General features: G+C 64.6%; 20 protein-coding genes and 1 pseudogene. 13 read left to right on the top strand and 8 right to left on the bottom strand.

Annotation, left to right across the window (positions count from 1 at the left end):
- Positions 1–226: 226 nt before the first annotated feature.
- Entirely contained in the window at positions 227–913 is a 687-nt protein-coding gene (locus AC0L3H_RS02680; RefSeq protein WP_473584413.1) for a GntR family transcriptional regulator, read from the bottom strand.
- Positions 914–1,210: 297 nt separating this feature from the next.
- Between AC0L3H_RS02680 and AC0L3H_RS02675 the strand changes: the two genes are divergently transcribed.
- From AC0L3H_RS02675 to AC0L3H_RS02620, 12 genes are all read left to right on the top strand, one after another.
- On the top strand, positions 1,211–2,338 hold the full coding sequence (locus AC0L3H_RS02675) for a BMP family ABC transporter substrate-binding protein (protein WP_473584412.1): 1,128 nt from the start codon (positions 1,211–1,213) through the stop codon (positions 2,336–2,338).
- Between the two features lie 22 nt (positions 2,339–2,360).
- Positions 2,361–3,521 carry an ABC transporter permease gene (locus AC0L3H_RS02670; protein ID WP_473584411.1) on the top strand — a complete coding sequence of 387 codons (1,161 nt, stop codon included), beginning with the start codon at positions 2,361–2,363 and terminating at the stop codon, positions 3,519–3,521.
- Positions 3,521–4,447: an ABC transporter permease gene (locus AC0L3H_RS02665; protein WP_473584410.1), complete on the top strand. Its 927-nt coding sequence runs from the start codon at positions 3,521–3,523 to the stop codon at positions 4,445–4,447. Before AC0L3H_RS02670 ends, AC0L3H_RS02665 begins: the two co-directional genes overlap by 1 nt.
- Positions 4,448–4,472: 25 nt before the next feature.
- Positions 4,473–5,174 (top strand): biuret amidohydrolase, encoded by a 702-nt coding sequence (gene biuH, locus AC0L3H_RS02660; RefSeq protein WP_123146849.1) that lies wholly within the window; start codon positions 4,473–4,475, stop codon positions 5,172–5,174.
- A gap of 9 nt (positions 5,175–5,183) precedes the next feature.
- On the top strand, positions 5,184–6,713 hold the full coding sequence (locus tag AC0L3H_RS02655) for an ABC transporter ATP-binding protein (protein ID WP_473584409.1): 1,530 nt from the start codon (positions 5,184–5,186) through the stop codon (positions 6,711–6,713).
- Positions 6,713–7,381, top strand: coding sequence for a cysteine hydrolase family protein (locus tag AC0L3H_RS02650; RefSeq protein WP_473584408.1), 669 nt, complete (start codon positions 6,713–6,715; stop codon positions 7,379–7,381). Before AC0L3H_RS02655 ends, AC0L3H_RS02650 begins: the two co-directional genes overlap by 1 nt.
- Positions 7,374–7,724, top strand: coding sequence for a cupin domain-containing protein (locus tag AC0L3H_RS02645; protein ID WP_473584407.1), 351 nt, complete (start codon positions 7,374–7,376; stop codon positions 7,722–7,724). The genes AC0L3H_RS02650 and AC0L3H_RS02645 overlap by 8 nt, the downstream gene beginning before the upstream one ends.
- A complete protein-coding gene (gene atzF, locus AC0L3H_RS02640) occupies positions 7,721–9,547 on the top strand; it encodes an allophanate hydrolase (protein ID WP_473584406.1) in 1,827 nt (608 codons plus the stop codon). The genes AC0L3H_RS02645 and atzF overlap by 4 nt, the downstream gene beginning before the upstream one ends.
- A gap of 408 nt (positions 9,548–9,955) precedes the next feature.
- Positions 9,956–11,845: a hypothetical protein gene (locus AC0L3H_RS02635; protein WP_473584405.1), complete on the top strand. Its 1,890-nt coding sequence runs from the start codon at positions 9,956–9,958 to the stop codon at positions 11,843–11,845.
- Complete coding sequence (locus AC0L3H_RS02630) at positions 11,842–13,272, top strand: YeiH family protein (RefSeq protein ID WP_473584404.1); 1,431 nt, start codon at positions 11,842–11,844, stop codon at positions 13,270–13,272. Before AC0L3H_RS02635 ends, AC0L3H_RS02630 begins: the two co-directional genes overlap by 4 nt.
- A gap of 45 nt (positions 13,273–13,317) precedes the next feature.
- Entirely contained in the window at positions 13,318–14,025 is a 708-nt protein-coding gene (locus AC0L3H_RS02625) for a phosphoadenylyl-sulfate reductase (protein WP_473584403.1), read from the top strand.
- 171 nt (positions 14,026–14,196) lie between these two features.
- A complete protein-coding gene (locus tag AC0L3H_RS02620) occupies positions 14,197–17,445 on the top strand; it encodes a winged helix-turn-helix domain-containing protein (protein ID WP_473584402.1) in 3,249 nt (1,082 codons plus the stop codon).
- Positions 17,446–17,519: 74 nt separating this feature from the next.
- On the opposite strand, the gene AC0L3H_RS02615 is transcribed toward AC0L3H_RS02620, so the two are convergent.
- From AC0L3H_RS02615 to AC0L3H_RS02600, 4 genes are read right to left on the bottom strand one after another with little or no spacing between them, the layout of a single operon-like run.
- Entirely contained in the window at positions 17,520–18,698 is a 1,179-nt protein-coding gene (locus tag AC0L3H_RS02615; protein WP_473584401.1) for a hypothetical protein, read from the bottom strand.
- Between the two features lie 57 nt (positions 18,699–18,755).
- Positions 18,756–19,766, bottom strand: a complete 1,011-nt coding sequence (locus AC0L3H_RS02610; RefSeq protein WP_473584400.1) for a succinylglutamate desuccinylase/aspartoacylase family protein — start codon at positions 19,764–19,766, stop codon at positions 18,756–18,758.
- A 9-nt stretch (positions 19,767–19,775) separates the two neighbouring features.
- Complete coding sequence (locus AC0L3H_RS02605) at positions 19,776–20,120, bottom strand: RidA family protein (RefSeq protein WP_473493134.1); 345 nt, start codon at positions 20,118–20,120, stop codon at positions 19,776–19,778.
- Positions 20,121–20,164: 44 nt separating this feature from the next.
- Complete coding sequence (locus AC0L3H_RS02600; RefSeq protein ID WP_473584399.1) at positions 20,165–21,484, bottom strand: alanine racemase; 1,320 nt, start codon at positions 21,482–21,484, stop codon at positions 20,165–20,167.
- A gap of 77 nt (positions 21,485–21,561) precedes the next feature.
- On the opposite strand from AC0L3H_RS02600, the gene AC0L3H_RS02595 reads away from it, so the two are divergent.
- Complete coding sequence (locus AC0L3H_RS02595; protein WP_473584398.1) at positions 21,562–22,503, top strand: amidohydrolase family protein; 942 nt, start codon at positions 21,562–21,564, stop codon at positions 22,501–22,503.
- Here AC0L3H_RS02595 and AC0L3H_RS02590 read toward each other — a convergent pair.
- The 3 genes and pseudogenes from AC0L3H_RS02590 to AC0L3H_RS02580 all read right to left on the bottom strand — a co-directional run bounded on the left by AC0L3H_RS02590 (position 22,477) and on the right by AC0L3H_RS02580 (position 25,914).
- Positions 22,477–23,448, bottom strand: coding sequence for an ABC transporter permease (locus AC0L3H_RS02590; RefSeq protein WP_473584397.1), 972 nt, complete (start codon positions 23,446–23,448; stop codon positions 22,477–22,479). The two genes, AC0L3H_RS02595 and AC0L3H_RS02590, sit on opposite strands and share 27 nt — an antisense overlap.
- The gene (locus tag AC0L3H_RS02585; RefSeq protein ID WP_473584607.1) at positions 23,445–24,401 is read right to left on the bottom strand and encodes an ABC transporter permease; all 957 of its coding nucleotides are present in this window, start codon (positions 24,399–24,401) and stop codon (positions 23,445–23,447) included. Before AC0L3H_RS02585 ends, AC0L3H_RS02590 begins: the two co-directional genes overlap by 4 nt.
- Before the next feature lie 5 nt (positions 24,402–24,406).
- Positions 24,407–25,914 (bottom strand): annotated as a pseudogene (locus AC0L3H_RS02580) (sugar ABC transporter ATP-binding protein).
- Between the last annotated feature and the right edge of the window lie 14 nt (positions 25,915–25,928).

The following is a 25,928-nucleotide window of genomic DNA, read 5'->3' as shown; positions in this document are numbered from 1 at the left end:
AGCGCACTCACCTTGCTAGCATTTGCACGAAAGCCGGCGCTCAAATCAACGTACGACCGTGGATTCTACTACTGCCTCGCTAAGATGTCCGCTTTCGGGCAATCAGGGGCCGGCGATTAACGACCGACTTCTGGCGCGAAGCGGCCATTCGCTAAATGCAAGACATAGGTCGCCTCGGGGTCAAAACGGTGTTCCGTTTCGGGTACCACGCGTCAGGTTTTGTCCACTAGGAAGACATCCCGATCGGATCCGCCGCCGGTTTCATCGGGTCGACCGCGGCAAAGACGGCGCTCGCCTCGCTGACGATGGAGACGTGATCCTTGGCTGCTTGTCCTGCGGCGGCGCCGTCACCGCGCATGATTGCGGTAACGATGACGTCATGCTCCTGCCAGGATTTGGCCAAGCGCCCCGGCAGCATGAATTGCGCGCGCCGGAACGGCGCTAGCCGGCTGCGTGTCATGACGGTCAGTTCAGAGATGTGCTTGCTGTGCGCGCCGCGATAGAGCCGAGTGTGGAACTCGGTGTTGAAATACTCGTAGTCCTCCTCCGCACCCAATTGCACGAGGCGCGTCGATGCCTGGTGCTCGGATTCGAGCGCGCGGCGTTCGCCGGCGGTCATGCGCTCGGCCGAGAACCGCGCGCAGATCGCTTCAAGCTCGGCCATGCTCTCGAACATCGAGGCAAGATGCTCCTGCGTCACCACGGCGACGGTGGCGCCGCGGTTGGGCCGCCTTTCGACCAACCCCATAGCGCTCAGCCGGCCAAGCGCCTCCCTGACGGGGGTGCGCGACACATCGAAACGGGCAGCGAACGAAGCCTCGTCGAGTTTTTCGCCGGGGCGCAGGAAGCCGGTGACGATCCGGTCACCGATCGCCCTCACCATCTGATCGACGGTCGTGCCCGACCTGATCAAGCTGCGCTTCCCCGACAATTCTCCTCCGTCAGTCTTTTTCGCGGCGTGCCGCAAGTGGCTCGCCGGAAGTTTCGACTCGGGCGCGCCCTCTATGCCTCTATTTTAATCTAGATGTCAAACTGGCTAAATGAAAGGCAAAAAGTGTATGCAATTGCCTTTCGCTTGAGCACGGCAAATCGGCACTCTAACTGATTTAATTGTATAAAATCCAGCTTTTGAACTGGCACGGCGATTGCATGCACTTTTACGAGAAGGGAATTAAATCGACCCGGAAAGGGTTCAACAGGGAGCATTCACATGACCGAGAGATTCATGCTTAGCCGCCGCGAGCTGCTCAAGACCTCCGCCGCCGGAGCCGCGCTCGGCCTGGCCTCGGCGTCATTCCCGATCAGCAAGGCGTTCGCCGCTGCCGTCACTGTCGGCTTCATCTATGTCGGACCGAAGGACGATTACGGCTATAACCAGGCGCATGCCGAGGGTGCCGCCACATTGAAGGCCATCGAGGGCATCTCCGTGGTCGAGGAGGAGAACGTCCCCGAGACGGTCGATGTCCAGAAGTCGATGGAATCGATGATCAACCTCGACGGCGCCTCGCTGATCTTCCCGACCTCGTTCGGCTATTTCGATCCGCACATGCTGGCCATGTGCGCGAAATTTCCCGACGTGCAGTTCCGCCATTGCGGCGGCATGTGGAACAAGGACAAGCATCCGATGAATGCCGGTTCCTATTTCGGCTATATCGGCATGGGCCAGTATCTCAACGGCGTCGCCGCCGGCCACGCCACCAAGACCAAGAAGATCGGCTTCGTCGCCGCAAAGCCGATTCCGCAGGTCCTGCTCAATATCAACTCCTTCCTGCTCGGCGCACGCTCGGTCGACCCGGCCATCACCTGCCAGGTGATCTTCACCGGCGAATGGTCGCTGGCAGTCAAGGAGGCGGAAGCCACCAATGCACTGGTCGATCAGGGTGCGGACGTCATCACCTGCCATGTCGACAGCCCGAAAGTGGTGGTCGAAACGGCGGCGGGGCGCGGCGCCTTCATCTGCGGCTACCATGCCAATCAGAGCCCGCTGGCACCGGAAAAGTATCTGACCGGCGCGGAATGGAACTGGGCGAAGGTCTACAAGATGTTCGTCGACGAGCTCGTGGCCGGCAAGCCGCTGCCCAATTTCACGCGCGGCGGACTGGCCGACGGCTTCGTCAAGATGAGCCCGCTCGGCCCCGCCGTCAGCGAGGCGGCACGGGCACAGTTCGACGGCACGCTCGCCGAAATGATGAAGGGCGGCTTTTCCGTGATCAAGGGGCCGTTGAAGAACAACAAGGGCGACGTCATCGCAACCGAGGGCCAAACCTTCGTCGAAGCCGCGATCGAGCTGGAAAGCATGGACTATCTCGTCGAGGGTGTCGTCGGCTCGACCGCTTGAGCATGGATCGGAGACGGGGGCCATGGCAGACACCGTGAGCAGCGCGAGCGTGCCAGTGATGCTCGGCGCCCGGAGCTATCCGACGGCGCTCGAATGGATCGCCCGGCGGGCGGAAGCCCTCGTCATCCCGCTCGCGGCCCTGATTGTCGGCATGGCCCTGTTCAGCCTGTTCATCGCGCTGGTCGGCAAATCGCCGGCGCAGCTCTATGAAACGATGTGGCGCGGCGGCTTCGGCTCGTGGTTCTCGGTCCAGAACTCGCTGTCGCGGGCCGCACCCTTGCTGCTTGCGGCGCTCTGCGTGGCACTGCCGGCCCGGCTCGGCCTTGTCGTCATCGGCGGCGAAGGCGCGATCGTGCTGGGCGGCGTTGCCGCGGCTGCGATGGGCGTGGCCGCCAGCGGCGCCCCCGCCTTTTTCGTTATTCTTGTCATGGGCGTGGCGGGCCTGGCCGCCGGCGGCATCTGGATCGGTGCCGTCGGCGCGCTACGCCACTACCGTGCCGTCAACGAAACCATATCGAGCCTTTTGATGGCCTATATCGCCATCGCCCTGATGAACCATCTGGTGGAAGGACCGCTGCGCGATCCCGCCTCGCTCAACAAACCGTCGACCGAGCCGTTGGCTGAGGCCTACCGCATCGGCAACATTCCCGGCATGGACGTGCATTGGGGCCTGGTCGTCGGCATCATCGCCTGCATTCTGTCCTGGCTGCTGATCGAAAAGACCCGCTGGGGGTTCGCCGCCCGCATCGCTGGCGGCAATGTCAGGGCAGCCCAGGTGCAGGGACTTGCCGTTGGACCGCTGATTGTCGGCTTCACCGCGCTGGCCGGCGGCTGTGCCGGCCTTGCCGGCATGCTCGAAGTCGCGGCCGTGCAAGGCAGCGCCAACGCCTCGCTCGCCGCCGGCTATGGGTATACCGGTATCCTGGTCGCCTTCCTCGCCCGCCACAATCCGCTCGCCATCATCCCGGTCGCCTTCCTGCTTGGCGGCATCGACGCCTCCGGAGGGCTGATCCAGCGCCGAATGGACCTGCCCGACGCCACCGTGCTGGTGCTGCAGGGCATGCTCTTCGTCGTCATCCTGTTCAGCGAAACCTTCTACGGCCGCTTCAAGGCCTTCAATCCCGACCTCTGGCAGAGGGGCGATCTCTTGAAAAGGCCCGATCTCCTGAAGGGAACTGCCTGATGGGCGCAACCGAGATCGGCCTCTGGGGCGTTCCGCTCGCCATGCTCGGCGGCGCCATCCGGGTGTCGACGCCCTTCATCTTCGTGTCGCTGGGCGAAGCCATCACCGAGCGTTCGGGGCGCATCAATCTCGGTCTCGAAGGCACACTGGTGTTCGGCGCGATGACCGCCTATGCCGTCGCGGTGATGACCGGCTCACCATGGCTCGGCCTGCTGGCCGCCGCCGCGGCCGGTCTTTGTTTCGGCCTGTTCCACGGCTGGATCTGCAAATTCCGTGGCGTCAACGACATCGCCATCGGCATTGCGCTGATGCTGTTCGGCTCGGGTCTCGCCTTCTTCTTCGGCAAACCGTTCATCCAGCCCTCGGCGCCCGACCTGCCGGCCAGCCCGTTTGGCGGCTGGTCCGACGTTCCGCAGGTGCAGGCGGCGCTCAACATCAATGTGCTGTTCCTGATCGGCGCAGCACTTGCCGTGTTCCTGTGGTGGGCTTTCCGCAACACCCGGGCCGGCCTGATCCTGCGCGTGGTCGGCGACAGTTCCGATGCCGCGCGCGCCATGGGCCTCAACCCGAATACGGTGCGCCTCATCGCCACCGGCATCGGCGGCGCGCTGGCCGGCATCGGTGGCGCTTATCTGTCGCTCTATTACCCCGGCAGCTGGACCGAAGGCATTTCGTCGGGCCAGGGGCTGATGGCAGTGGCGCTGGTCATCTTCGCGCGCTGGAACCCACTCGGCTGCTTTGCCGCCGCGCTGCTGTTCGGCGGGGCCGGCGCGCTGGGGCCGGCGCTGCAATCGGTCGGCGTCACGCAAGGCTACTATCTGTTCTACGCCGCACCCTACATTCTCACCCTCGTTATCATGATCGCCACCTCGTCGCCGAGCCGTTCGCTGGCCGGCGCGCCGGGCGAACTGTCGATCACCAAATGACGTTTCCAGACTGGAGTTTTTCTCAATGAACGCCAGAGCCGAGGTCACGCAGCGCTACATCGATGCCGATCCCTATCCATGGCCCTACAATGGCGAGCTTCGGCCCGACAACACGGCGCTGATCATCATCGACATGCAGACCGATTTCTGTGGGCCGGGCGGCTATGTCGATCATATGGGCTACGATCTCTCGCTGGTGCGGGCGCCGATCGAACCGATCAGATCGGTGCTGTCTGCCATGCGGGCGAAGGGCTACACCATCATTCATACGCGAGAGGGCCACCGGCCCGATCTCGCCGACCTGCCGGCCAACAAGCGCTGGCGCTCGCGCCGCATCAATGCCGGCATCGGCGACCCCGGACCCTGCGGGCGCATCCTGGTGCGCGGCGAGCCGGGCTGGGACATCATCCCCGACCTCTATCCGGCCGAAGGCGAGCCGATCATCGACAAGCCGGGAAAGGGCTCGTTCTGCGCCACCGACCTGGAACTGATCCTCAACCAGCGCGGCATCGAAAACATCGTGCTGACCGGCATCACCACCGACGTCTGCGTGCACACGACGATGCGAGAAGCCAACGACCGCGGCTTCGAATGCGTGATGCTGGAGGATTGCTGCGGGGCGACCGACTACGGCAACCATCTCGCCGCGATCAAGATGATCAAGATGCAAGGCGGCGTGTTCGGCGCGGTATCCAATTCGGCGTCCTTCGTCGCCCAGTTGCCATGAGGTTCGATCATGAGTGATCGCGGCAAAAGAGCGGTTGGCGTCGAGACGATCGGCATGAGCATGCGTTTCGGCGCCTTCACCGCGCTGGACGACGTCTCCATCAAGGTGCCGGCGGGATCGTTTCATGCGCTGCTTGGCGAAAACGGCGCGGGCAAGTCGACGCTGGTCAAATGCATCATGGGCTTTTATCACCCGACCGCCGGCGACATTCTGGTCGACGGCCGCGAGATCGGGATCGCCGGTCCGAAGGACGCCTCTGCGCTCGGCCTCGGCATGGTCTACCAGCATTTTACCCTGGTCCCGTCGCTGACAGGTGCGGAGAACCTGGTCATTTCCCGCGAAAAGGTGCCGGGGATTATCGACTGGCGCAAGGAGCGCGCCGCACTTGCCCAGTTCATGGAGCGGATGCCGTTCAAGCTGCCGCTCGACGTCAAAGTGGCCGAACTCGCCGCCGGCGAGAAACAGAAGCTCGAAATCATCAAGCAGCTTTATCTCGGCCGCAGTTTTCTGGTGCTGGATGAGCCGACGTCGGTGCTAACCCCCGGCGAGGCGCAGGAAGTGCTGGGCCTCGTGCGCGGCATGACCAAGGCGGGCGATCTCACCGTGCTGATGATCTCGCACAAGTTCCACGAGGTGACGGCGTTTGCCGACGACATCACTGTGCTGCGCAAGGGCAGACTGACAGGAACGGGGAAAGTATCGGAGCTGTCTCACAAGCAGATGGCGGCAATGATGATCGGTGACCAGCCGATCGCCGCGCTCGACAGCCGCGCTCCAGTGCCGGTCGGCGCCAGGCAAATCCTGACGGTGAAGGCACTGAAGGCGCCCGACCGCACCGGCCTGAAAACCATCAATATCGGCGAGCTCGATGTGAAGTCCGGCGAGATCGTCGGTGTCGCCGGCATTTCCGGCAACGGCCAGAAGGAATTTCTAGAAGTCCTTGCCGGGCAGCGTACGCGTGATGCCGGCGACGTGCTGGTGAAGGGATCGCCCTACAGCGCCAGTCGCGCCGAGGCCCGCACGCTCAATGTTCGCTTCATCCCGGAGGAACCGTTGCGCAATGCCTGCGCGCCGCGGATGACGGTTGCCGAAAACATGGCATTCCGGACCTTCGACCTGAACGAGGCCGGCAAGCCGATAAGCTGGATCCGGATGAGCGCCATCAGGGACTATGCGACGCGGCTGGTCGAGCAGTTCAAGGTCAAGACAGCCTCGCTCGCCTCGCCGATTTCGTCGCTCTCCGGCGGCAACGTCCAGCGCGCTGTGCTCGCCCGCGAGCTGACCGGCGAGGTCGATCTTCTCATCGTGTCGAACCCCTGCTTCGGCCTCGACTTCTCTGCTGTCGCCGAAATCCGAGCCCGTATCATGCGGGCACGCAACGCTGGTGCCGCCGTGCTCTTGATGTCCGAGGACCTCGACGAATTGCTGGAGCTCTCCGACCGCATCTTCGTCATGTCCGACGGCGCGCTGGTCTACGAAACGCCGATCGCCCAGGCGAGCGTCCAGACGATCGGCGAGTACATGGCCGGACATCACTGATGGCGGAGATCGACGCGCTGCCGTTTCCGTTTGCCTTCAAGCCTGAGGCGATGGCGCTGGTCGTCATCGACATGCAGCGCGATTTCGCCGAGCCGGGCGGCTTCGGCGCCAGCCTCGGCAATGACGTCGGCCGGGTGGTGGCGATCGTGCCGACGGTCAAAAGGCTGATCCACGGATTTCGCGCCGCCGGCCTGCCGGTGATCCACACGATGGAGTGCCACAGGTCAGACCTTTCGGACCTGCCGCCGGCCAAGCGCAATCGCGGCAATCCGTCGATCCGAATCGGCGATGTCGGTCCGATGGGCCGCGTGCTGGTCGTCGGCGAGCCGGGAACGGCGATCCTCGACGAGGTGGCCCCGCTGCCTGGCGAAATCGTCATCGAAAAACCCGGCAAGGGCGCGTTCTACGCTACCAGCTTCGGCGATGACCTGAAGCGGCTCGGCGTGCAGCAGCTCGTCTTCGCCGGAGTTACGACGGAAGTCTGCGTGCAGACGACGATGCGCGAGGCCAACGACCGCGGCTACGAATGCCTGCTGGCCGAGGATGCGACGGAGAGTTATTTTCCGGAATTCAAGGCGGCCGCGCTGGCCATGATCAGGGCGCAGGGCGCGATCGTCGGCTGGACGGCGACGACGGACCAGGTGCTCAAGGGAATTGCCGATGCCTAAGATTGCATACCCGGCTTTCATCCATGGGGGCTGGCGAGATCTGGCATTCGAGCATTTTCGCGAAGGCATCACGGTGCATTGGCTGCTCAAGGGCGGACCGGCCGAACCCTCCGTCGCGATCCTGAACTATCGGCCCGGCGCCGGCGTGCCGCGCCATCGCCATGTCGGGCTGGAAACCATCGTCGTGCTGGAAGGCACCCAGAGCGACGAGACTGGGGACTATCTTCCGGGAAGCGTGATCCTGAACCCGGTCGGGACCGAGCATTCGGTATGGACGAAAGACGGCTGCGTCGTGCTGATCCAGTGGAATCTGCCGGTGGTCATTCTGGACGAGACGAAATGAGCGACATCCGCTTCGATATCGGCAGCCTGCACGCGAGCTATGCCGCCGGCATGTCGGCCGCTACCATTATTGAAACCGTGTTTCAGCGCATAGCGAAAGCGGACGATCCCGGCATCTTCATCCATCTGGCGAGCAAGGCGGACCTGCTCGCCGAAGCCGACGCACTCGGCGGGTTCGATCCCGTGGCAAAGCCGCTCTGGGGTGTACCGTTCGCGGTCAAGGACAACATCGATGTTGCCGGAATGCCGACCACGGCCGGCTGCGCCGAATATGCCTACTTGCCGGCGAAAGACGCCACCGTCGTCGCGCGTCTGAGGGCGGCCGGGGCGCTGGTCGTTGGAAAAACCAATCTCGACCAATTCGCCACCGGCCTCGTCGGCGTGCGCACACCTTATCCGGTCCCCCGAAACGCGATCGATCCGAAACTGGTGCCGGGCGGTTCCTCGTGCGGCTCGGCCGTGGCGACGGCGCACGGCATTGTTTCTTTCGCGCTCGGCACCGATACCGCAGGATCCGGCCGTATTCCCGCCGGCCTCAACAACATCGTCGGGCTGAAGCCGACCGTCGGCGCGCTGTCGGCCACCGGCGTGGTGCCGGCCTGCCGCACGCTCGACTGCGTCTCCGTCTTCGCGCTCACCGTCGATGACGCCTACAGCGTCTTCAGGGCGGCGGCGGCCAAAGATGACGCCGATCCTTATTCGCGCGCTATCGCGGCGCCGCCGCTTGGTCCGCGTCCACCCGCGCTGACCGTCGGGGTTCCCGCAAAAGCGGACCGGGAATTTTTTGGCGACGCGGCCATGCAGGCGGGATTCGAAACGGCGCTGCGGACGCTGGAACAGCTCGGCTGCCGACTGATCGAAATTCCCTTCGGCGATTTCTACGCTACCGCCAACCTGCTCTACGAAGGCGCCTGGGTGGCCGAGCGCTATGCGGCGATCGCGGATTTCATGGACGTGAGCGAGGCAGCCATGCACCCGGTGACGCGCACAATCATCGGCGGCGCACGAAAACTCTCCGCGGCGGATGCTTTCAAAGGCCTCTATGCGCTGCAGGCCCACAAGGCCAGGCTCGCGCCTGTCATCGCCTCGGTCGACCTTTTCTGCGTGCCGACGGCGCCGACGCACTATTCGCTGGAGACTGTTTTGGCCGATCCGATCGTCTCCAACAGCCGGCTCGGCACCTACACCAACTTCGTCAATCTGCTCGACATGTGCGGCATCGCCGTGCCGACGGGCAAGCGCGACGACGGTCTGCCGATGAGCGTTACCTTGCTTGCTGCCGCCGGCAAGGACGCCCTGACGGCGGCGCTCGCCCGTGATGTCCATCGATCCAGCGGTCTCGGCCTTGGCGCGACTGGTTGGGCAATGCCTGCCTGCGTCGCCAAGACCCCTGACCTCGATGACGGCATGATCGAGCTCGTGGTCGTCGGCGCGCATTTGTCGGGGATGCCGCTCAATGGCCAGCTCTGCGCGCTTGGCGCGCGATTGAGCAGAGCCGCCAGGACGGTTGCTTCCTATCAGCTCTACGCACTCGCCGGCCAATCCGTGCCGAAGCCGGGGCTCGTGCGTGTTGCCGATGGCAACGGGACGTCGATCGACGTCGAGGTTTGGCGGCTTTCACCAGACGCGTTCGGACGCTTCGTGGCCGCGATCCCGCCGCCGCTCGGCATCGGCACGATCGAGCTCAATGACGGGACATCGGCCAAGGGCTTCCTGGTCGAAACCGCCGGGTTGTCAGAGGCAATCGACATTTCGGCCTATGGCGGTTGGCGCAGCTTCGTTGCTAGGCCGGCGGAGCGAGTGGAAAGCGTTCCGGCCGATTGAACGACCGGCCGTTCGCGCCGGCAGCTGACCTCAAATCATAGCAGCATGCTCGGCGAGCCAGCACGCCGAATGCCGTAAGCGATCCGTAGGTGCGCGTGCTCTAAAGTTGCACTGTGGTTTGGCAGGCGTCAGCACGCGCTTGCGACCGCTGGAGACTTGGCGATGCGAGCAAGCCGTGCAGTTGCCCCAACAGATTCCGTCGGGACTTATCAGGCCCGCCGGACGCTGTCGAAGGCCGCGGCGATAGTTCTCAGCCTGTTGCCGAGCTGGGCGTTCGCGGGAGATCAGACTCCCGATTGGCGCCTGAACGCTCGAATCGTTGCCGTCGGGTTGCCCGACGTGGCCGGTGTGCGCGAGGTGGGGCGCTTTCATGTCGGCGGGCCGATACCGGGAAATCCGGAATTTCTTATGGCGACGCGCGAAGGGCGGATGCTCGATCCGCTCAGGGTTCTCGTCGCCGTGGGCAGCAATTTCGGCGCACCAGCGGACGATCCAGCGATTGAGGTCGGGGCGATCGTGTCCATCGATCCGCGCGCCGGCAAGTCCGATGGCATCATTATCGTTCCGCAAGAGCTCACCGGCAACGGCGGAGATGCGAGGGTGCAACTCTACACGGCGCAGAGCGAACGGTTCCTCAACCGGCGATACAATGCCGGAGCTCGAACCGCGCGCCTCGCAGCCGCATCCGGACCGCGATACATTTCGATCAACAACGCCTTCGGAAGACCCTGGATCGCCAACGCGCCGAACGGATTGGCTGGCGAGGGCAGTGTCACCGTCGTCGACCCCGACGGTGCGCCGCTCGCCAACGCGCCAAGCCGCGAGGCCGGCGGCGTGTTCGCCGGCCGGCATACCGATCGCGAGCAGGCGCCGAAAGCACAGCCCAGCGGCTGGCTTGGCAAGCTGCTGAATTACCAGGCAAGCGGCCAGCTGACATCGGGCGGAATGCAGACGGGCGCGCTCGGAACGGCGTTTCTCGGTCCCTCGCCCGACGGCAGCGGTTTTGCCGTGTTCGCCGCGGTCACCGCGGATGGCGGCGTGGTTCAAATCCACGTCCAGGATGGTGTCGACGGCTTGGCCGGGCCGGGCACGGTCAGCACCGGCCAGGGCACGGTAAGCACCGGCCTGGGCATCAGCGACGATCCCGGCGTCATCGGCCTCGCCTTCAAGTGGAACCCGGACCGCGCTCTCTACATCGCCGATCCGGGTCGTGATCGGCTGGTGCTGCTTGACCTGGAGGACGACCGGCGGCATTTCACCGTCGCCAGGACCCGCACGATCTTGCTGCCGGAATTCGACCGTCCGATCGATGTCGCCGCCGCCATCCCCGAGATCGCCAATCCGCAGTTTTCGAGCCATACGACACTCGCTGGCGGGTCCGATCTGTTTGTCGCAAACCGCGGCGACGGTTCACTTCTGCGCGTGAGCCAGGACGGCCGGCTTCTCGCACGCGCGACGATCGAGGTTCCAGGGCTCGGCCCTTTGGGAGCCGATCGCCTTCGCGCGATCGCGACGTCGGCGGACGCACGGCATATCTGGATAACGATTGGCGGCGAGGTTCCGGGATTTCCGGGCCACGAAGGGGCGCTCGTCGAGGTTGGGACCTTCGATGAGCACGGCGCGGCGGCAGCGATGCAGGAGACACAGAGCGCTGCCGCCGACGCCAATCTTGCGGCGCGCGGAAAAAAGTCGTTCCAGACCGATTTCACGCCGCGGATGGGCCTCGGCCCATTGTTCAATGCAGCGTCCTGCGTGGCCTGCCATCCTGGCCCTGGCGGCGCGAGCGTCGATGAAGGCCACTTTGCGCGCAGAATAGCCCATATGGATCCGGGCTCTGGCCGTACGGTTCCGATCGATCATCCCAACAGTCCGGTCGCAAGGCGCTATACACTCGACGGGGGCGCCGGCAACGCGACCATGCCGGCGGCGATGCCGCGCCAGGCCAATGTGATCTCGCTGCGCATGCCGCTGGCTCTCTACGGGATCGCCGGGATCGACGCGATACCCGACAGCGTCATCGAAGCGCAGGCGGTCAGCAAGGGCGACGGCATCAAAGGCCGCGCCCATCATGTCGTCGACTCCCAAGGCGCATCGCGGGTCGGCCGATACGGTTGGAAGGCTGACATGGCCACCCTCGAAGATATGGTGGCGAACGCTTTCGCAAACGAACTCGGCGTCACCAGCGCGACTGTCAGCCGCGAGGCGGGCACGCAGCCGATCGAGCAGGGTTCCGCACAGATCGACGCGGTCGTCTCCTATCTGCGAGCGCTGCGCCTGCCCGATGGGGAAAAGCCATGAGCCTCGCCCTGACGCTCTCCCATGCGCCGGAAAAAATGCGCCCGGTCCTGCCTGGCGTCATCGTTGCCGCGGCACTCGCCCTTGCGGCCGGCTGGATCGCCGGCGGATTGGGCGAGCCGCTGTCGCGCAACCCGGTCCTGGTCGCCATGCTCTTCGGGCTGCTGATCGGCAGCAGCTTCGCCTGTCCGGACGTCTTGCGCCCGGGGCTCGACTTCACCAAGCGCTATCTGCTGCGGCTCGCCGTGGTGCTGGTCGGCTTCCGTATCACGACGCGGCTGTTCCTGGATCTGGGGTTCATCCCGCTCGCAGTGGCGGCCATCGAGTTGATCCTGGTGCTGACGCTGCTCTACGCCATTGCGCGCAAGCTGTTCAGGCTCGACGCCGAGATCGCGCTGCTGGTTGCGGTCGGCAGCGCCGTCTGCGGCGCCGCGGCGATCCTCTCGATGGCCGCGCTGATGCGGGCGCGCGACCAGAGCGCCGGCATCGCCATCGCCTTGATCACGCTGAGCGGCACCGTGGCGTTGCTCGCCTATCCGGTCATGTTCCTGGGCGGTTGGCTGCAGCATCTCGATGACCGCCTCTATGGCGTGTTCGTCGGGGCGAGCATTTTCGAGCTGGCGCAGGTCTACGGCGCCTCCTTCGCCATTTCTGACGACGCGCTGAACACCGCAACGCTGGTCAAGCTCAGCAAAGTCCTGATGCTCGTCCCGCTTCTGCTGGCCGCCAGCCTGGTGTTTCGTAGCCGTCACAAGGCGCGAGAGGCCGCACCTATCCCGTTCCCGTGGTTCATCGTCGCGTTCATCGGCGTGGTGATGCTCAATTCGGAGATAACCCTCAATCCGCAACTGCGCCGTGTCATCCTCGATGTCGACCAGTTCCTGTTCCTGATGGTGATGATCGCGCTCGGCATCACCACCCGGGTCGGACGGCTCGGAGAGGCCGGCGGCGCCTGGCGCCTGATCGGCGTCGGTTTCGTCGGGGTGGCTCTGTCGGCGGCCCTGGCCTATGGTGCGCTGATCCCGTTCTCGGCGACCTTCCGGGCCGCATCACCCTCATCGAGCCAAGGCGCGATGCTTGGCAGCCATGGCGGACGGCTTTTCGCCTCGATAGGCTGCGCCAAATGCCACGTGCCGGCGCTGGAGGGCAGCAACGGCGAAGTTGAGCTGTACTCCGACCTTTTGCTGCACGACATGGGGCCGGCGCTCGACGACAAGATCGTCCAGGGCGACGCCATTGGCGCCGAATGGCGGACCGCACCGCTCGTCGGCATCCGCCTGCGCCATCGCTACCTGCACGACGGCCGCGCGACAACGCTGCGCGATGCCGTCTTCGCCCATGGCGGCACGGCGCAGATCGTGCGCGACCGCTTCTTCGACCTGGACGAGACCGACCGCCAGGCGCTCCTCGATTTCGTGGCGAAGCTATGATGCGGCTTCGTCACGCCACCACCATTTTTGATCGGCCGAACCGCCATGTATGAAGCCGTCATCGCAGAGCTGAACCATCTCGACGGACCCGACCTGTTGGCGCCGCTCGTCAGCGAGATGTTTTGCGGAAACATAGCGCTTGTGTCGTCGTTTGGCGCGGAATCCGCGGTGCTGCTGCACATGGCCGCCTCGATCGACCGTTCGCTCCCCGTCATCACGCTCGACACCGGAAAGCTGTTTTCGGAAACGATCGCCTATCGCGCGCAGCTGACGGCTCTGCTCGGCCTCACCGATCTGCGCGTCGTCACGCCTCAAACGGATGTCTTGCGGGAGCTCGACGGCGCTGGATCGCTGCACCGCCGCGATCCGGACCGGTGCTGCCAAATCCGCAAGGTTCTGCCGCTCGAAAATACGCTGACCGGCTTCAAGGCCTGGATTTCCGGTCGCAAACGATATCATGGCGGGCTTCGCGCGGATGTTCCGACGCTCGAGGAAACTGACGGACGCCTAAAGGTCGATCCGCTTGCCCGCTTCACCCGCCAACAGATCGAGGCCTATCTCGATCGCTATAATCTTCCCCGGCATCCGCTCCTCGAAAAGGGCTACCTCTCGATCGGCTGCGCGCCGTGCACGGTCGCGTGCGGCAGCGCGGACAATCCGCGCGCGGGCCGCTGGAGCGGACTGTCGAAGATGGAGTGCGGGATTCACCGGTCGCCCATTGCCGCTCGCAATGCGGCCGCGTCTGCTGCCTGATTTTGACGTCGCGCAGGCATCCAGTCGACGCTTACAACAGGCCGTTGCCGCTTCATCTGCGAAGCCCCTACGAATTGTCGCACGATTGCGCTACCCTAAGGTCAATCTGGGCGGCGGGACGGTCATCAGGGCACGACCCGACGCTCGATGTTTGGTCGAGCGGGAGCCCCGATGACCGCCCTAGACGCCATTGACGCCGATGCGAGGCGCCCGCCCTCGGGCACAGGCCGGATCGCCAAGCTGGCGGCGCCGCGCAGCGCCAGGATATTGAGGCGGAACCGCGTTCTCGAAGCGATCGGTCAAAAATCGCGTTCGAGCGTATGCTGGGTGGCCGCGCCGGCCGGCTACGGCAAGACGACGGCGGTCATCGACTACCTCGAAAGCGTCGCGGCACCGCATGTTTGGTTCCGCATCGACGAGGGCGACCAGGATATCGCGCGCTTCTTTCAATATCTGGCGCAGTCGCTCGCCTCACCCGCGGTTGGAAACCTGCCGGTGTTCGGCGTCGAATATGCCGAGCAGCCGAAGGAGTTCGCCAGGCGCTTCTTCAGAGCCTATTTCGCGCGGTTGAAGCCCGGCACCATTCTGGTCCTCGACGATTTGCAGGACGCCGACACGCCCGAATTCCGGGCGGTGCTTTCGGTGATGTTCCGTGAACTTCCTGACACGGTCCGCTGCATCTGCGTCTCGCGCACGCTGCCCCACAACGAACTGGGCGACCTCGTTCTCAAGGGCCAAGTGGCCGTCGTCGACCGGTGGGCGCTCGAATTCTCGACATCGGAAGCGCGCGATTTTGTCAAGCTGCGGTCGAGGAACGGCACCGTTCCAGTCGATGTCGAAGCGGCGCGCGGCTGGGCGATCGGGCTGGTTCTCCTCGCCGATCACGGCTCGGCGGTCGGCCCTGACGACACGACCGGGACAGCACCCGGCGGGCAGAATGCGCTGTCGGACGTCCTCGGCCGCCATTTCTTCCTTTCCCTTCCCGCCGCCGACCAGGACATGCTGCTGAAACTCAATCTGCTGCCCGAAATCAGCGCCGAACTGGCGGACGTGATGATCGGATCGAGCGAAGCGGGCAAGCTGCTCGACAGGCTCTACCGGCGGCAATTGCTGGTCACGCGAACGGAAAACAGCCGCGACGTTTTCCACCTGCACGACCTCTTGCGGGATTTCCTCGACCGACGCTTCGCGCAGCGTGTGACGGCAGAAGAGCAGAAGTCGCTCAAACAAAGGGCGGCAAAGGTGCTCGCCGACGCTGGTCGTCATGACGAAGCCATACACCTCGCCTTGCAGGCAGAGGACTGGGACCAAGCGAGCGGACTCATGCTGAGCCGGGCGGAGACCGTTTTGGCGCAGGGACATCGAACGACCTTCATCGAATGGGCCGGCCGGTTGCCGGAAGCGTTCATGAACGGCTGGCATTTCTATTGGCTGGGCGTGGCCCACATGCCGAACGACGCCGCGGCAGAGCACTGGCTGTCGAAGGCATGGCAAGCATTTGGTGAGGCCGACGATCTGCGCGGGCTTTGTCTTACGGTGTCGCGCGCGGTTCTGGTCAAGACGGACAGTTGGCGCACCTATGAGGGTCTTTCGGCCTGGACCCGCCGGGCGTTCGAGATCATCGAGCGCGGCCTGCCGGAACTGCCTTCTGAGGAAGCGATGCTGGTGCGCATCGGCATGGTGCGGGCGCTGAACTTCGGCGACGACTACTACCGCAACAGCCCGGCCGGGCAAGCGCTGGAAACCGAACTGCTGGAGCGGCTGACCCGGAATCCCGAGCACGACCCAAGCGGCTTACGGCTGCTTGCCAGCGAAACGCTGATCGAGCATTCCGTATCGGTCATGCGGGCCGATCTGTTCACCAAGGCCGTCGACAGCGTTGTCGAGGATTTGACCGACAAGGAGGTGCTGCCTTGGGTGCTCGGAATGTGGCTGGTCGAGTTTGGCGCCAAGAACGGCCGTTACTTCCCGTATAAGAGACGGGGTTTTCCCTACCCGTCGGCCGAAGCGGCGTTGCGGGAGGCGATCGCCATCGGTGAGCGCGAGTCGCTCAAGGGTGTGGAGTTCGGTGGCCTGTATCATCTTCAGATGCAGATGAAGTTCCGCAACGACTTTGCCGAGCTCGACCAGGTGGTCGAGCGCCTGGCCGAGATCGCCGACAGCCGTTTCAGCACACAGGTCGCCATCGTCGCCAATTGCTATGCCGCGCTTCATGCTAGGCAAGCCGATTTCGCGGCCGCCCATGAGGATTGCGAGCGCTTCATGGCGGTGAGCGAGGCCGCCAACGAGCCGATGGTCGAGCGCTGGGCGCACTGCATCACGAAGTTCCAGGTGCTGCTCGCCGACAGGAAGCCGCGCGAAGCCGCTGCGCTTCTCAGCGACCTGCTGCCGCGGCTGGATGGCGGCGCTCGCAAGCGAACCGAAATATGCATTCTTGCAGCGGCCGCGCTGGAGAGCCTGTGGGACCAGGGTCCACGCTACGGCGATCGGCTGAAGGTCTTCATGGAGGCGCTGCGCGACGTCAGTTGGCCAATGGTACTCCTCAACGTTCCGGAATTGCTCGCCGATCTGCTTGGCGATGCGCTTGAGCGCGGCATCGAGCCCAAGCTTTGCTGGTCGCTTATCCGGGAACGCCGATTGGACGCGCCGCAACGGCGGCCCACAGCTTGGCCATGGCCGCTCAAGGTCCACGTCCTCGGAGGCTTTAGGCTCGAACTCGATGGAAATCCTCTTAATCTCGGCGCCAAGCCACCGACGAAAGCTCTCGACATCCTGCGGGTACTGGCGATCTCGAAAGACAACACGTGCTCGCTGGAGACCGTTCAGGACTGGCTGTGGCCCGACCTCGACGGCGACCAGGCGCGGGCGGCGTGCGAGCAGGCGCTGCATCGGCTGCGCAAGCTGCTCGGGCGGACCGACCTCATTGTTCAGCGCGAAGGCAAGCTTCGCCTCGCGTCGGACAAGGTCTGGGTCGACCTCGCCGACTGGGATGCACGGCTCAAATCCGTGACGACAGCCAATGGCGAGGCGGCCGGGCTGCGACCGCAAGCGGAAGCGCTCTTCCTCGCATTCCCCGGTCCGCTGTTTCTGCACGAGCGAGCCAGCTTCTGGTCGTTCGCCGCCGCTGAAAAAGTGCGTCGCGATCTGGTCGATCTTGGATTGCGGGTCGGCCAGCGGCTGGAGACATCCGGCAACGCCCAGGAAGCGCGCTCGATCTATTTGAGGGCGTTGGACCTCTATCCGGATGCCGGCCCCGTCTGCAAGGCGCTGATCAGGGAGCGGCTGTCGCGCGGTGATTTCGAAGGCGCGGTCGACGACTATGCACGCTACGAACGGGCGCTGCGCGCCGCCGGCGAAGGGGCGCCCGCCGCGGACATACGCGCCTTGGTCGAACCCTATCTTGTGCGGCACACGCGCTGACGACGTGTTTTGCGCAAAGCCGGCTGACAGCTAGCCCGGATATTTTGCACTCTGCGGCACACGGATCGTTTTGTTCAGCCAGGGTGTGCTGCACGCACCCAATCGAGTCGTGCGGCGGGGACAAGGCCGTAATTGTAAAAATTGATGCCGTCGACGTCCGGCGCCAGCGCCGGCTTCACCTTGGCGGCGAGAATTTCAGGGCCTGCCATTTCCGGATAAAAGAGCCGGTAGCCGGCGCCGAGGAATTTCTCTGCCCCGAGCGCGGTGCGGCCAGCCGCCATAAGGCCCGTCACGTCGCCGGCCTGCATGTCGTAGGCACAAAGGATCGCCCCGTCGCAAACCTTGCCGAGCGCTGCCAGATCGCAGCCGCCGAGCCAGCCGTCTCGCAGGTCGATGACGAGGACACGGGTCCCCGGATCGGCAACCTCGCGCAGTTCGGCGACAAGACTGGTCACCGGCTCGAACCGCCACAACAAATAGGCGTGGAGATGCGGCCAGGGCAAAAAGGTGTCGAGGCCACTTGCGGGAAATTCTGGAAAGCGCCGTTCAGGCACCGCGCGCTCGCACGCCTCGGCAATCCACTGCTTGACGAGGTCACGCGCCGCCTGGCCTTCGATGCCGGCACAAGCGGCGCGGGCGAGGCAGGACGGACAGAAGCACAGCGACAGAAGAAAGTCGTCTTCCGGCGTCAGCCCGACACCATCCTTCTCATGATGGTATTCATGGGCAAAGCCCATGAAGGACGGGCTTTCAAGTTCGATTCTGTCCGGCTTATAAGTGTGCGTAACGTCGGCGACGAGCGCGCGGACATAAGCGCGCGCATCCGGATGCGACGGGCACAGATTGTAATAATTGGGATCGCCAAAGGCGTTGCGGGTGACGGCCTGCGGATAAAGCATGCCGAGGCGCGTATTGTGCAGGCAGACCGTCCAGCACGACACCTGGAGGCCGCCTGCCTCGCGCCGTTGGATAAGTTCGGCCAGAACGTCGCCACCTTCCGTGATCATTTCGGCCACCTTCGGCTGGATCACGAGATCGGCCCATCGGGCGGCGGTTGGCTTAAAGTAGATCGTGCCGTCCTCCGGGAAATAGGCTTTGCGGCGTGGGCTGCGCGGCTGCAGGAAGCGACCGGCATGATAGGAGGTCGCGAGACTGATCATGTTGAGCCTGGCGCGCTCGACGAGATCGCGTTCGACTGTCTCCAAGCCCAGATCCTGGACATCCCAGGGGTAGGTCCACATCGAAAGCTGCATGAAATATCCTCAGTTTTTTGCAATGGCGCCGTGAGCAAACGCCGCTTGGTTTCCCAGTCAGCCTTCCACCGGTTCGGCGATCTGCAACAGGCAATCTCCTGCCTCGCACATCGTGTGCAGCCGGCGCGAAAGTACGATACCGCTTTCGGCGAAATGCAGGGCCTCCTCGGCCAGATCGAGCCGCTCGAGGTCGTGATACCAGCCGGCCAATTGTCCGGCGCTGACGCCGTCGCCGAGCCTGACGGCGGGTTCGAACCAGCCGCGGCGGGTGGCGTAGAGGCCCTGACTGTGCCGGGAAAGCGAGAGCAATCGCGTCGGCGCCGAAGGCTTCGACTCCGGCGCGAGAACCGGCGCCTCGACCACGCCGATGGCGACCATCAGACTGTCGATCGCGCGAGCGGTAATCGCCATCGTATCGACTGTGGCAGTGCCGCCGCCGCCGAACTCGCCGCTGACGCCGATGGCACCGGCCCGGCGGGCTGCGCCCATCGAGGTTGGCGAGGCCTGACCATTGTTGGCCACGAACCCGTACGGCATGCCGAGCGCCCGCATCAGCTCCACCCCGCGCCCATGCCTGTCGGGATCGGTATTGCGCTCGATGAGCGCCGTGGGAAGATGCTCCATCGAGGTGCCGCCCGAATGAATATCGAAGATGACGTCGTGGCGGGGAAACAGTTCCGTCTCCAGGAAATTGGCAAGCCGGCTTGTCGGCGCGCCCGACGGATCGCCGGGAAAGGCGCGGTTGAGATTGCCGCCATCGAGCGGCGAACAGCGTTTGGCGGCCATGACCGCCGGTGCGTTCGCCATCGGCAGGACGGTGACGCGGCCCTTGAGCCGCTTGGGATCGAGCCGGCGGATCAGCTTTGCCAGCGACAGCTCGCCCTCATATTCGTCACCGTGATTGCCGGCCATCAGAAGCAGCGACGGGCCTTCACCGTTGCGTATGAGGCAGATCGGGACCTTGACCTGGAAATAGGGCGAACGGTCTATCGAGAACGGAATGCTGAGATAACCTGATTTCTTGCCGTCCCGGTCGAAGTCGAGCGTATGGGTGAGGCCGGTGTGCATGGCGGCAACTCAGGCGGCGGCGATCGCGGTGACCTCGATGCGGAGGTCGGGATCGGCGAGACGCGCCTCGACGCAGGCCCGCGCCGGCAGGCGTTGAGGATCCACCCAGGCATCGTAGACGCTGTTCATGGCGTCGAAGTCGCCGATCTGCGGCAGGAAGACATTGACCGCCACAAGCTTTGACTTGCTGCTGCCGGCCTCGACCAAAAGCGCCTCGATCTTTGAGAGCACATCGCTGGTCTGGTCTTCGATGCCGGCCTTGCGATTGTCGGCTACCTGGCCTGCGATGTGGACGAGGCCGCCATAGACGACCGCCTGCGACATGCGGGAGCCGGACTGGAAATACTTGATCATATCGGATCCTTTCGAGGTTTCTTTGGGGCCGCCGCAAGCTCCGGTCAGCCGAAATAGGTGGGAAAGGCGTGGCGGACATGCCCGGCCGCGTCGACGCCAAAGATCACGCGATAGCGATCGAGGCAGGTGCAGGGATGGGAGATGCCGAATTCAACGACGTCGCCAACGGCAATGTCGTCGCCCGGCGCGATTGTCAGGAAGGCGTGCTGGTCGTTGAGCTTGAAGACCTCGGCGCGTGGTATCGGCAGCGGCTTCCCGGCCGGGAAGACCGCGAGTACCATCGGAAAGCCCTGATCGAACGACACGTCGCGCATGCCCATGCCGCATATCGCAAGGCCGGCCTCCGGCCGCGACAGCACCTCGGCCCACAGGCGCAAAGCCGGACGAAACGAATTTCGTGCGGAAGCACCGACGCCGCCGACCGCAAAACCCTTGCGGGCATCGAGTGCAACAAGCGAGCGGTCATAGATGCCATGGTCGTGGAAGAAGATGGCGCCGCTGCGCAACACCAGCGTCGCATTGCTGTCCCTGGAAACGGTGGGCGAAAGTGCTGCGACCACTTTGTCGAAGAACACAGAGCCGCCGGCCGTGACGACCAGCGGCACGTCGCCGCCGACGCGGGCGCGCAGCCGCAGGAACATGTCGGCGGTCGTCGCCAGCAGAGCCGAGATCGCCGCATCAGTGCGGCCAGGATCGGGTTGCGCCGCGGCACCTTCGTAGGCTGCGACGCCGGCGATCAGCAGCCGTCCGCCGGCCGCATCAACTGCATCGGCGATCGCCTCGGCTTGCGTCGTGGTCCGCGCGCCTGCCCTCCCCGCACCGAGGTCGACGATCACGCGCAACGGCGGCAGCGTCGCATTGGCCCGCCAGGCTTCGGCAAGCGCATTCACGGCGGCGATCGAGTCGGCGAAGAGGAAGAGCTCGACGCCTGGCCAGGCGCCAACCAGCGCCGCGAGCCGGTTCGCACCGCCTGATCCACCAACCTCGTTGGCGATGATCAGCCGTGTGAGGCCGGCCCTGAGCATCACTGCGGCCTGCCTAATATCCGCGACGGTCGTGCTCCATGCTCCGGCTTCTACCAACGATCGAGCAAGGTCTGGCGCCATCGGGGTTTTGGCATGCGGCGCGATCATCGCGCCCTGTTCGCGCGCGTAGCGCAGAAACAGATCACTATTGGCGATGAAGGCCTCCTCGTCGAGGGTCAACACCGGCAACGACATGCGCCCGTCAGCCGGATGCCAGCGCTCAGATGCGACAAGGCTGCTGTCCAGCCCGAAGGTGCCGGGCGGCACGCCGCGGATGCGATCGTCGAGCAGGAAATTTTCAGGGGTCGCGAGCGACAGTACGGGTGAATTTTCGGTCATCCGATGCTAGTCCTTTCGCCTTCGCAGGATGAAGTCCGGTTCGATTTCCGATGCCGGCCACAGCATGAGAGAGATGCGTGCCAAAGCCTTACTCCGGACCGATCATCGATGCCCACCATCATCTTTGGGATCTCGGCCTCGGCCGCCATCCCTGGCTCGCCACAACGGCTGGCGAACGCGGCGGCCTGGGCGAGCTTGGCCCCTTGCGGCGAAACTATCTTCCTGAGGATTATTTGCGCGACGCCAGCCGGCACAATGTCGTCGCCGCCGTCCATGTCGAGGCCGGTTGGGCCGGGGACGACTGGGTCGGCGAAACGCGATGGCTTGAAACGCTCGACAAGTCGCGGGGCGTGGCCGCCCGCTACGTCGTTCACGTCCCGCTGGCGAACCGCCAAGCGCCGGCGCTGGTCGAGGCGCAGGCGGCATTCGACCGTGTCGTCGGCGTGCGCGACATACTGAGCTGGGATCCCGATCCCGCCCGCCGTTTCGCTGCCCGTGATGACATCATGGACGACCCAGCCTGGCGCGCCGGCCTGGCGCTGCTTGCCGGCCACCGGCTGGTTTTCGACCTGATGGTGTTTCCGCGCCAGCTCGCCGGTGCAGCGCGCCTTGCAGCGGCCTATCCGAACCAGCAGTTCGTTCTCAACCACTGCGGCAGCCCGATCGATCGCGACGCCGACGGAATGCGGGCGTGGCGCGAAGGGGTTCGGCGTTTGTCCCAGTGTGACAACGTCGCCATCAAGATATCGGATCTGGTCGCCTACGATCATGACTGGACGCTCGCCAGCCTGAAGCCGGTTGTCATGCATTGCATCGACTGTTTCGGCACGCGGCGCGCGATGTTCGGCAGTGACTTCCCGGTGGCCGGTCTGCACGCGTCGTTCGATGCAGTATATGACAGCTTCAAGGCCATTGCCGGGGAGCTTTCCGCAGACGAGCAGACGGCGCTGTTCTTCGGCAACGCAAGGCGCATCTACCGGCTTGACGATATGTCATCGGCGGGCCTGCTCCCTGCCTGAGAGAAGCAGCAGCCCCAGGATCAGCGAACCGAACAGGATGCTGCGCCAGCCCGGCGATGCGTTGACGACGGTTATGAGAGCCGTAATCGTGACCAGCAGGATGGCGCCGGGGATGGTGCCGGCATAGGTGCCGAGCCCGCCGAGGATCGAGGTGCCGCCGAGCACCACGGCCGCAATCGAGGCGAGCAGATAGGGATCGCCGATCCCGACATAGCCTTGCCCGTTCATGCCGAGCACCAGCACGCCCGCAAGCCCTGAATTGAAGCCGCTGATGCCGTAGACCGCCAGCGTCGTCGAGGTTACTGGAACCCCCGACAGTGCCGCGGCGAGCGGATTGGCGCCCATGGCGAAGAGCCGTGCGCCAAAGGATGTGGCATGCATTGCGGCCAGAACGATCACGGAGACGGCCACCCACAAGAGCACACCTGCGGGAATACTGGCCGGCCGCGCATTGCCGAGCCAGCGGACCAGCGGGTTTTCGGCGGTCACGGCGCTGCCGCCGGCGATGATGATCAGCAGACCCTGCAGGAATGTCGCCATGGCCAGGGTCATGATCATCGGATGGACGCGCAACAGCGCCACGCCCAGCCCGTTCACCAGACCGATTGTCGTCGTCAACGCAAGGACGGCAAGGACGGCGGTGAGCCCGGTCGGATCCCCCTGCCACGACAGCAGCGGCAGGCTGACGGCGCTCACTGTGACGATAGCCGCGACGGAAAGGTCGATGCCACCGGCAATCACCACGAAGGTCTGGCCCGCCGCAACCAGGCCAATTACCGCGGCCAGTTCGACCAGATAGCGCAAATGGCCATAGGCGCCGAAGCCACGCGAAACGAAGCTCGCGACGATCCACACCGCGGCAACGATGGCAACGGTGAGAAAAGGCCGGCTGCGCAGGATTGTCAGGGCGCGCCTGCCGCCTGCGCTCTCTTTCCATGCTGTCATTGCTGCACCTTGCGGAATTGCGGGGTGGCGACCGCCCCGATGATGATGAGGCCTTGTGCGACATACTGGGCGACCGGCGTGAAGCCGAGGAAGAACATCACACTGATCATCAGGCTGAGCAGCAGGCTGCCGGCAAGAGCGCCGCGCATCGTGCCTTGACCGCCGAGGAAGCCGATGCCGCCGAGCACGGCGGCGGCGATGGAATTCAGCGTGAAGGCCGTGCCGATGACCGGATCACCCGAACCCGTTTGCGCGGCAACGAACAGACCGGCGCCTGTGCAAAGCAGGCCACTGATCGCGTAAGCCGCTATCCGTGCGCCATCGACCGGCACGCCGGAGCGATAGGCGCCGACGGGATTCTCGCCGGCAGCATAGAGGCTCAAACCAAGCGGCGTGGCGAGATAGAGTTTCCACAGAAGTACGATGAGCATCAGCAGCACGAAGGCTGCGGGCGTGTTGCCGGCAAGCAGGTCCGACAGCCATTCCGGAATGGCGCCGCCGGGTCTCGGCAGGATGAGCAGCGCAGCACCGCCGATGATGAAGGAGCCGGCGAGCGTCACCACGATCGCCGGCAACCGAAGTTTCACGACAATGAACCCGGTTGCGGCACCGATGCCGACACCGGTCAGCGCCACCGCAGCGGCACCGCCGGTTACGCCCAGCGGCCCGGTCATCGTCGTCGCGGCGATCACCGCGCCCAGGCTGACCATTGCGCCGATCGCCAGGCTGATGCCACCAGTGAGCATGAGGATCGCCTGGGCCATGGCGACCAGCGCCAGCGGAAACCAGCTCTGGGTGAATTTGGCGAAGCCGGAAGCGGTCAAGAGGCCAGGAAAGAGGAAGCCATAGGCGACGAGGAACGCCATAACCACGGCGAACAGGCTGCGCACGCCGACATTGCGGCGCAGTTGAACCGGCCAGTAGAGAGCGCCGGCTTGCCCTGAGGGAGCCACCGTATTCACGCCGCCACCTTTCGCTGTTCGGCGCCCATCGCGGCGGAAACGATCGCTTCCTCGCTCAGCGCGCCGCGCTCGAGCATGGCAACGATGTGACCCTCCCGGACCACCGCGACGCGGTCGCAAAGGTGCACCAGTTCGGGTGTGTCGGAACTGAGCAGCACGACCGCCTTGCCGGTGGCGGCGAAGTTGCGAAGCATCATGTAGATTTCGCGCTTGGTCTCGACATCGACGCCGCGCGTCGGGTCATTGAGGAGAAGCACAAGCGGGTCGTGCGGCATCCATTTCGCCAGCGCGACCTTCTGCTGGTTGCCGCCCGAGAGGGCCTGCGCCGGCCGGTCGAGGTCGCCCTTGATACCAAGCTGGGCAGCGAGACCTCTTGCCGTCTCGCGCTCAGCGCGGCGGCTGCGCAGCTTCAGCGCCGGCAGTCTTGCGAAAGCGGGCAGCATCATGTTGGTGATGATGGAATGGATCAGGTGCAGGCCCTCGCGCTTGCGGTCGGCCGGGACATAGGCGAGGCCAAGCGCGTTGGCTTTCGGCACACCGCTGGGCAAACCCGAAGCCCCCTTAACGATCGCGGATGCCGTCCTGGCCGGAATGGCACCGTAGAGGCCGAGCAGCAAATCTTCCTGCCCTTGCCCGACCAGGCCTCCGATGCCAAGCACCTCACCCGTCCTGATGTCGAGATCGACGTCGCGCATCAGGCCGGCCGAAAAATTACGAACCGAAATGGCGTTGGCAGCCGATGCCGAAGGCTGCCAATGCGGAAAGAGGTCGCCGGGGTCGCGCCCGACCATCAGCCGTACCAGTCCTCTGGCGTCGGTTCCTTCCAGGGTGCGGTCCGCCGTGCAGGTGCCGTCCTTCAGGACGGTGACGTGCTGGCACAGCGCCATGACTTCGTTCAGCCGGTGCGAAATGTAGAGAATGGCGATGCCCTCGCCGCGCAGCCTCTCCAACAGGCCGTCAGGACTTTCGTTTCGGTTGCCGAAAGCGACGAAGTGGGTTCGTCGAGAATGAGCACGCGCGGCCGGCGGTAAAGCGCCTTGGCGATCTCCACCATCTGCCGGCGGCCAAGCGACAATTGTCCGACCGGCATCGAGAGCGGTTCGTGAAGTCCGACAAGATCGCATGCTGCCCTGGCCCGCACTGCGAGTTCGGGATAGTCGAGCAAACCGAACCGGCGCGGATAGGCGCCAAGGCCGATGTTCTCGGCGATGGAGAGGCTGGCCGTCAGGCTGAGTTCCTGCTGGACGACGGCAATCCCTGCCTGTTGCGCATAGGCAGGGCTCATGCGCGACACCGGGTGCCCATCGATCTCGATCGCCCCGCCGTCCGGGCGCAAGGCACCGGACAAAAGGTTGATCAGCGTCGACTTCCCGGCGCCGTTCTCGCCGAGCAGCGCATGCACGCGGCCCGGCTGGAGAGCGATGGAAACATCGCGCAGGACGGGATTGCCGAAGAAGGACTTCGACACCCCCCGCGCGGCAAGAAGCGGAGCCGTGGCCAGCACTTTCTGCGACCTTT

Source organism: Mesorhizobium sp. WSM4816 (assembly GCF_055811535.1).
This window is presented reverse-complemented; position numbering and strand designations above follow the sequence as displayed.

Bases quoted from the DNA above. Each gene is read 5' to 3' on its own strand.
- AC0L3H_RS02675 (WP_473584412.1), top strand. From the start codon at position 1,211: ATGACCGAGAGATTCATGCTTAGCCGCCGCGAGCTGCTCAAGACCTCC.
- AC0L3H_RS02670 (WP_473584411.1), top strand. From the start codon at position 2,361: ATGGCAGACACCGTGAGCAGCGCGAGCGTGCCAGTGATGCTCGGCGCC.
- AC0L3H_RS02665 (WP_473584410.1), top strand. From the start codon at position 3,521: ATGGGCGCAACCGAGATCGGCCTCTGGGGCGTTCCGCTCGCCATGCTC.
- biuH (WP_123146849.1), top strand. From the start codon at position 4,473: ATGAACGCCAGAGCCGAGGTCACGCAGCGCTACATCGATGCCGATCCC.
- AC0L3H_RS02655 (WP_473584409.1), top strand. From the start codon at position 5,184: ATGAGTGATCGCGGCAAAAGAGCGGTTGGCGTCGAGACGATCGGCATG.
- AC0L3H_RS02650 (WP_473584408.1), top strand. From the start codon at position 6,713: ATGGCGGAGATCGACGCGCTGCCGTTTCCGTTTGCCTTCAAGCCTGAG.
- AC0L3H_RS02645 (WP_473584407.1), top strand. From the start codon at position 7,374: ATGCCTAAGATTGCATACCCGGCTTTCATCCATGGGGGCTGGCGAGAT.
- atzF (WP_473584406.1), top strand. From the start codon at position 7,721: ATGAGCGACATCCGCTTCGATATCGGCAGCCTGCACGCGAGCTATGCC.
- AC0L3H_RS02635 (WP_473584405.1), top strand. From the start codon at position 9,956: ATGGCGACGCGCGAAGGGCGGATGCTCGATCCGCTCAGGGTTCTCGTC.
- AC0L3H_RS02630 (WP_473584404.1), top strand. From the start codon at position 11,842: ATGAGCCTCGCCCTGACGCTCTCCCATGCGCCGGAAAAAATGCGCCCG.
- AC0L3H_RS02625 (WP_473584403.1), top strand. From the start codon at position 13,318: ATGTATGAAGCCGTCATCGCAGAGCTGAACCATCTCGACGGACCCGAC.
- AC0L3H_RS02620 (WP_473584402.1), top strand. From the start codon at position 14,197: ATGACCGCCCTAGACGCCATTGACGCCGATGCGAGGCGCCCGCCCTCG.
- AC0L3H_RS02615 (WP_473584401.1), bottom strand. From the start codon at position 18,698: ATGCAGCTTTCGATGTGGACCTACCCCTGGGATGTCCAGGATCTGGGC.
- AC0L3H_RS02610 (WP_473584400.1), bottom strand. From the start codon at position 19,766: ATGCACACCGGCCTCACCCATACGCTCGACTTCGACCGGGACGGCAAG.
- AC0L3H_RS02605 (WP_473493134.1), bottom strand. From the start codon at position 20,120: ATGATCAAGTATTTCCAGTCCGGCTCCCGCATGTCGCAGGCGGTCGTC.
- AC0L3H_RS02600 (WP_473584399.1), bottom strand. From the start codon at position 21,484: ATGACCGAAAATTCACCCGTACTGTCGCTCGCGACCCCTGAAAATTTC.
- AC0L3H_RS02590 (WP_473584397.1), bottom strand. From the start codon at position 23,448: ATGACAGCATGGAAAGAGAGCGCAGGCGGCAGGCGCGCCCTGACAATC.